The organism is Deferribacterota bacterium, assembly GCA_034189185.1.
GTDB lineage: Bacteria > Chrysiogenota > Deferribacteres > Deferribacterales > UBA228 > UBA228.
In genome coordinates this window covers 1-6,304 of the sequence record JAXHVM010000105.1, presented here as the reverse complement: position 1 = coordinate 6,304, position 6,304 = coordinate 1, and the positions used below count along the sequence as shown (strand labels likewise).

The following is a 6,304-nucleotide window of genomic DNA, read 5'->3' as shown; positions in this document are numbered from 1 at the left end:
TACCACATATACCTCTATATCAGGAGCCTCTTCTGCGCTTAATATCTTATAATCATAAAAATTGTTTGTCTTTGCACCACCATTTGCAAATTCCATCTTTTCTTTTAGTGCAGTACTTATGCCCATTATAACAGCACCTGTTACTTGCTCTTTTATAATTTTTGGATTTACAACTTTACCACAATCAATGGCAGCAACAACTTTTCTTACTAATATTTTACCACTTTCCTCATCAACTTCAACTTTTGCAGCCTCAGCGGCATAAGAACCAAAGGAGAAATGCTGTGCTACCCCATAGCCATAACCAGATTCTTTATTGCCCCAATTTATTTTTTCAGCAACTAGATCAACCAACCTAGCTGCTCTTTTATCGTTTTTAAGGTGTTTCAATCTAAATTCGACAGGGTCAATATTTGCCATATATGCAAGTTCATCTATAAATGATTCTACTGTGAATCCATTGTGGGTGCTTCCAACAGATCGCCAAAAACCAACAGGGATAGGGAAGTCTACCTTTATAAACTCTACATGCAAACTATCAACATCATAGGGCAAATTCACGAGGCCCTCCACAGCTGATGGATCAACACCCCTATACATTCTCTTTGGATTAACCCTTTCCCAGATTGAAGGTATTGCAATTTTATGCTTCCAAGCTGATATTTTATTATTATCATTTAGTGAGGCAGTAATTTCTGATATGTTGGCAGGCCTGTAAAAATCATGTTTAAAGTCATCTTCACGAGTCCATATTAATTTTACAGGTTTTTTAACTTTTTTAGCAATCTCAACGGCTTCACTGACAAAATCAACTTCTGCTTTTCTGCCTAATCCTGCTCCTAAATAAGTAGTGTGTACATGAATCTTTTCTTCAGGAAACCCTGTTAATTGTTTTGCAACTGAGAGGGTTCCACTTTGTGACTGTGTTGGAACCCACAAATCACATCTATCTTCTTTTAAATCAACAGTACAGTTCATTGGCTCTAAAGTAACATGTGCCAAATATGGTAGCAGGTATGTGCTTGTTAGTTTTCTTTTACTAGTCTCCAATATATCATCTACTTTTCCGAATGATCTTGCAACAATACCTCTTTTATTAATGGAGCTTTTTAGGGTAGTCTCAATAAATTGGGTATCTAATTTTGGGTTTGCTACATTTGTAAAACTAACATCTACTTTATCCCTTAAACTTATCGCTTTATCCACCTTTTTAGCAACTACGGCTACGCCACTGCCTATCTTAAAAGCATCTATAAAATCTTTGTCATTCTTTAGTTTATCTATATTAAAATTAGCGGGACTGCCACCATAGCCTACAGATCTTTTAACAGTAGCATAACACATACCCTCTAATTGTTTATCAATACCAAATATTGTCATTCCATTGACTTTATCGGCTATATCAAATTTTCTCATTGGTTTGCCAATAAAATAAAACTTACTTTCATCCTTTAATTTTGGATTCAACGGGGGTATTTTTTTGCTTGCCTCTTTTACTAACCTGCCAAAGGGAATTTTAAGATTATTAGGTCCAATGACAAATCCGTCCCTTGTAAAACAGCTCTCTCTATCAACTTTCCATCTTTCACTTGCCGTTTCTATAAGCATCTCTCTTGCAGTTGCACCAGCTATCCTATAGGTCATATACATATGTCTTATACTAGTTGAACCTCCAGTTAGCTGTGCCCCAGATTTATAATCAATATATTTTTCCCTTGCAGGGGCAGGGCAAACATATATACTGTCCCAATTTGCCCCTAACTCATCTCCTAAAATTTGTGGTAGAGATGTATATACCCCCTGACCCATTTCTGATTTATTAACGATAACAACTACAGTACCATCAGTTGATATATGCAACCAAATTGTTGGAGTAAAAAATTCGTCATCAATCTTATTATTGGCCTTTATAATTTTAACACCAAAGGGACTTGTAATAACAGCTAAAGACAAACCTGCAGTTGATAATACTTTAAGAGCGTCTCTTCTATTCATTAATGTTTTCATATTTTCCCCCTTGAAACATTGTATATTGTGTTAATAATTTTTGGATATGTACCACATCTACACAAGTTACCACTCATAGCTTTCTTTATCTGATCAATAGTAGGTTTAGGATTTTCCCTCAAAAATGAAATAGCCTGTAAAATTTGTCCAGGTTGACAATATCCACACTGTGGAACCTCTTCTTTTATCCATGCTTTTTTTACAGGGTTATCCTCATCAATCCCTTCAATAGTTGTAATCTCTTTATCAATTACCTGCTTAATAGTCGTTGTGCACGACCTTTTTGCTTTGCCGTCTATTAAAACTGTACATGCCCCACACATCCCAATGCCACAGCCAAATTTAGTACCAGTGAGCTTCAAATATTCTCTTAAAACCCATAATATCTGCACATTTTCATCAACATCTACGGTATATCTCTTTTTATTTACATTGATCACGGCCATTTATTTACCTCCAATCTATTTTATAGGATAATCTCACTATATAATTTATTTATATTATATATATTATTAATTTTATAATCAATATTATTATTTATATTTAAAACATTTCCAACTAAGACAGTTTTAATGCCAAATTTTTTTGCTGTTATAAGATTGTTTATATTGTCATCTAGAAAAATAGATCTTTTACAATCAATTCCAGTTTTATCTATAAATCTTAAAAAACCTTCTTCCGTCGGTTTTGGGTAGAAATCTGTTGTCTCAATAGAAACTATATCATTAAATAAATCTAAAATATCAAGTCTCTTTAATACATTTATTGCATGCTTATAAGAAGCATTTGTATATATAAAGTGCTTACCATTAACATTTTTTAAGATTGATCTTAAAAAAACATCCCTTTTAAGTAATCTGTTATACTCTAAATTATGAACATAGTCTAAGAAATCATAAGGGTCAATTTTACATTCATTCATAAGCCCAGACAAGGTTGTTCCATATTTTAATTTAAAGTATTTTCTCTTTTCTTCAATTTCCCCGCTATCAAAATTCAATTTTTTTCTCATATATCTATTAATCTTATCACCTATTATTTGCATTATAGGGATACTTGGATTATATAGGGTTTCATCTAAGTCAAATATAAAGTTCATCGTTGCATCAATATGATATATTATTTATAATTTTAATATAGTATAATTTTTAATATTTCAACACATCGGGGGGTGTTATGGATTGTATTTTTTGTAAAATAATAAACGGAGAATTGCCAAGTAAAAAGATATATGAGGATGAACACTATATAGCTATATTAGATATTATGCCTGTTAATTATGGCCATACCCTTTTAATCCCTAAAACTCATTTTAGAAATATCCTTGATATGCCCGATGAGTACTCAAATTCAATCTACTATAAGGTCAAGCAACTTGCCAAAGCAATAAAAAATGGTATTTCCTGTGATGGTTTAAATATTATCCAAAATGTCGAGAGTGCTGGTGGTCAAGAGGTATTTCACGCCCATATTCACATTGTTCCTAGGTATAAAGATGACAACTTTAGATTGGCGCTTCAAAAAAAGAAATACCAAGATGATGCCCAAATGGATAGGTATGCCGAATTAATAAAAAATAATTTATAAAATAGAAGGGAGGGGTTGCTATGCTGGTGCTGGCCTCGGGCTTCAAACCCGCTTGTCCCAGTAAAAACTGGGAGGAAGGTTCGATTCCTTCCCTCTCCCGCCAAAATATTTGATATGAAAATATTATTTCTGTTTTTTTTAATAGTTTTTCTTCCATTAAATATATACCCAAAGACTATAAATGTAGCTGTTTCAATTGATTTTCCGCCTTTTTCATTTGTTAAAAATAAACAATTAGTGGGTTTTGATGTTGATATTTTAAAAGAATTAGATAAAAAACTGGATGACAATATTACCTTTATACCTCTAAGGAGTAACCTTATTATACCTGCTATATCATCGAATTTAGCTGATATTGGAGCAGGAGGATTTAATATAACAGAAGAAAGAAAAAAATATGTAGAATTTTCTACTCCCTATTTAATATCTGGCTTTATACTTATTTCAAAAAAGAGCTTTGAAAAAGAACTAACATTAGAAAATATTGGAGATGCAAATATTGGAATTTATTCATCAGACTTAATGGTTAATTTGGCAAATAAAGCGAAAATTCAAAATTACATGATATTTGGCTCTTATAAAGAGTTGTTTGACAGTTTAATAAGCGGTGAAATTGAAATAATGTTCATCGACTACCCTTATGCACAGTATATAATTAGACAATACGATAATGCTACATTTAAAAGATCTGAATCACAATATTTTAAGCATGATTATGCCTTTTTATTAAACAAAGATTTTCAATATAAAGAAAAATTTAACAACGTCCTAAAAAAATTCTTGAAATCTGATATATATAAAAAAATTTATCTTAAGTGGTTTTCAAACTAGCTATACTCTTTTCTATAACGCTTAAAGCTGTATTTTTAAACTCCTGTAAATTATCTATATTATATCCGCCCTCAAATAATGCTAAATAATATAACATATAAATTATATCTTTTGTTTTAGAGTTATTACCTTCCTTTAATGCATGCATTAAATATTTTATTATTTCATTATCAGGGTTTATTTCTAAAACCCTATCCTTAAAAAGGGTATTATTGTTTGCCATATTAACTGCATCAATTGTCTCCTCCCTTAATCCACTTTTATTAACAATAATTGCAGGATAATTTTTAAGCCTCCTTGATATTTGCACATCTATAGCCTTATCTTTAAGTACACTTTTGATATATTCTATCAAGCATTTATACTTTTCATATGTTTCGCTGTCCTTTTTTTCGTATTCTAATATATCACTTTGCAATACTGATTTAATCATTTTCCCCTTATAGCTATTTAACTGGCTCATAAAAAGATCATCAAAATCATCACTCATTAGCAAAACTTCAATATCCTTTTCTTTAAAGGCCTCAATATAGGGAGAATTCTTTATACTATCCATATCCTTTCCAGGCATAAAGTATATATATTTTTGTTTAACAGGCATTCTTTCTATATATTCATCTAATGAAATATGCTCATCATTATCTGTCTTTGTGCTTTGGGCTAATATAAGGGAGCCAATTTTTTCTCTATTATTTACATCATAAATAATACCCTCTTTTAATATACGGCCAAAGGTTTTGTAAAACTTTACATACTCTTCCCTTTTATTTTTTTTCATATTTTCTAAATGTTCTAATATTTTTTTGACAAGATTATTCTTTATAGTTGTTATTTCTCTACTACTTTGGAGGTACTCTCTAGAAACATTTAAAGGCAAGTCATTAACCTCAACAACCCCCTTTATGAATCGTAAATAAAAAGGGAGCAAATCTTTGCAGTGATTCATTATCAATATTTTTTTTACATATAGAGCAGGACCATATTCATAATCTTGGGCAAATATATTAAAGGGACGCTTCGATGGTATATAAAGCAGTGCACTATATTCAACTAGTCCCTCTGCCTTAATATGTATTACATCTAAGGGGTCTTCATTATCTATTGAATGATGCCTGTAAAGCTCATAATAATCTTCTTTTTTGATTTCACTTTTGTTTTTCCTCCAAAGAGCAATTTGTGAATTTAATTTTACTTTCTTCCCATCCTCACTAACGAAATAAATAGGTATATCAATAAAATCAGAATAGGTTTTAACAAGCTCTCTAATTTTACTTTCTGTTAGATAGATCTCTTCCCCTTTCTTTAAATAGACATATATATCTGTTCCAAAACCCTCTTTATCAATCTCCTCTATATAGAAATTATCGCCACCCTTTGAAATCCATTTAACTCCCTTTTCACTAGAGATAGCAGATTTACTTATAACTTCAACTTTATCTGCAACCATAAAGGCAGCATAAAAACCTACCCCAAATTGACCTATGAGCTCTGGGATTTTATCAAACTCCTTATTTTTAATTGCCTCCAAATATTGTTTACTCCCAGAATGCGCTAATGTCCCTAAATTATTAATAGCCTCATCTTTTGTCATACCAATGCCATTATCTGAAACAATTAATACCCTATTTTTTGAATCAGCTTTTATGTTAATTTCATAAGGAATTTCTAAAAATTTGTTGATACTATTTGTTATCCCATAAATTTTTAGCCTATCAATAGCATCTGAAGCATTTGATATTAACTCTCTTAAAAATATATCCTTCTTTGTATAAAGTGAATTAATAAGCAAATTAAGCAACTGTTTTGTCTCAGCCTTATATGTAAACTCCTCAGCCATAAATACTCCTTACAACTTGAAATTTAACTTATTTTAAAAATG

At 31.1% G+C, this 6,304-nt stretch carries 6 protein-coding genes and 1 tRNA gene; 3 read left to right on the top strand and 4 right to left on the bottom strand.

Annotated features, from left to right (window positions below; genetic code table 11):
• From SVN78_07535 to SVN78_07525, 3 genes are all read right to left on the bottom strand, one after another.
• Positions 1-2,007: molybdopterin cofactor-binding domain-containing protein (locus SVN78_07535; protein ID MDY6821454.1), on the bottom strand; the 2,007-nt coding region annotated here is incomplete at its 3' end.
• A complete protein-coding gene (locus SVN78_07530; protein ID MDY6821453.1) occupies positions 2,004-2,453 on the bottom strand; it encodes a (2Fe-2S)-binding protein in 450 nt (149 codons plus the stop codon). The genes SVN78_07530 and SVN78_07535, both read right to left, overlap by 4 nt.
• Before the next feature lie 20 nt (positions 2,454-2,473).
• On the bottom strand, positions 2,474-3,106 hold the full coding sequence (locus tag SVN78_07525) for a pyrimidine 5'-nucleotidase (protein ID MDY6821452.1): 633 nt from the start codon (positions 3,104-3,106) through the stop codon (positions 2,474-2,476).
• A 77-nt stretch (positions 3,107-3,183) separates the two neighbouring features.
• Between SVN78_07525 and SVN78_07520 the strand changes: the two genes are divergently transcribed.
• The 3 genes from SVN78_07520 (at position 3,184) to SVN78_07510 (ending at position 4,425) form a co-directional block, all read left to right on the top strand.
• Positions 3,184-3,594: an HIT family protein gene (locus SVN78_07520; GenBank protein ID MDY6821451.1), complete on the top strand. Its 411-nt coding sequence runs from the start codon at positions 3,184-3,186 to the stop codon at positions 3,592-3,594.
• A gap of 7 nt (positions 3,595-3,601) precedes the next feature.
• Positions 3,602-3,697, top strand: a tRNA-Sec gene (locus SVN78_07515).
• A gap of 11 nt (positions 3,698-3,708) precedes the next feature.
• Positions 3,709-4,425 carry a transporter substrate-binding domain-containing protein gene (locus tag SVN78_07510; protein MDY6821450.1) on the top strand — a complete coding sequence of 239 codons (717 nt, stop codon included), beginning with the start codon at positions 3,709-3,711 and terminating at the stop codon, positions 4,423-4,425.
• Here the strand turns inward: SVN78_07510 and htpG are convergent.
• Positions 4,406-6,262: a molecular chaperone HtpG gene (gene htpG, locus SVN78_07505; protein MDY6821449.1), complete on the bottom strand. Its 1,857-nt coding sequence runs from the start codon at positions 6,260-6,262 to the stop codon at positions 4,406-4,408. The two genes, SVN78_07510 and htpG, sit on opposite strands and share 20 nt — an antisense overlap.
• Positions 6,263-6,304 lie beyond the last annotated feature (42 nt).

Coding starts and splice junctions, on each gene's coding strand:
- SVN78_07530 (MDY6821453.1), bottom strand. CDS start 2,453: ATGGCCGTGATCAATGTAAATAAAAAGAGATATACCGTAGATGTTGAT.
- SVN78_07525 (MDY6821452.1), bottom strand. CDS start 3,106: ATGAACTTTATATTTGACTTAGATGAAACCCTATATAATCCAAGTATC.
- SVN78_07520 (MDY6821451.1), top strand. CDS start 3,184: ATGGATTGTATTTTTTGTAAAATAATAAACGGAGAATTGCCAAGTAAA.
- SVN78_07510 (MDY6821450.1), top strand. CDS start 3,709: ATGAAAATATTATTTCTGTTTTTTTTAATAGTTTTTCTTCCATTAAAT.
- htpG (MDY6821449.1), bottom strand. CDS start 6,262: ATGGCTGAGGAGTTTACATATAAGGCTGAGACAAAACAGTTGCTTAAT.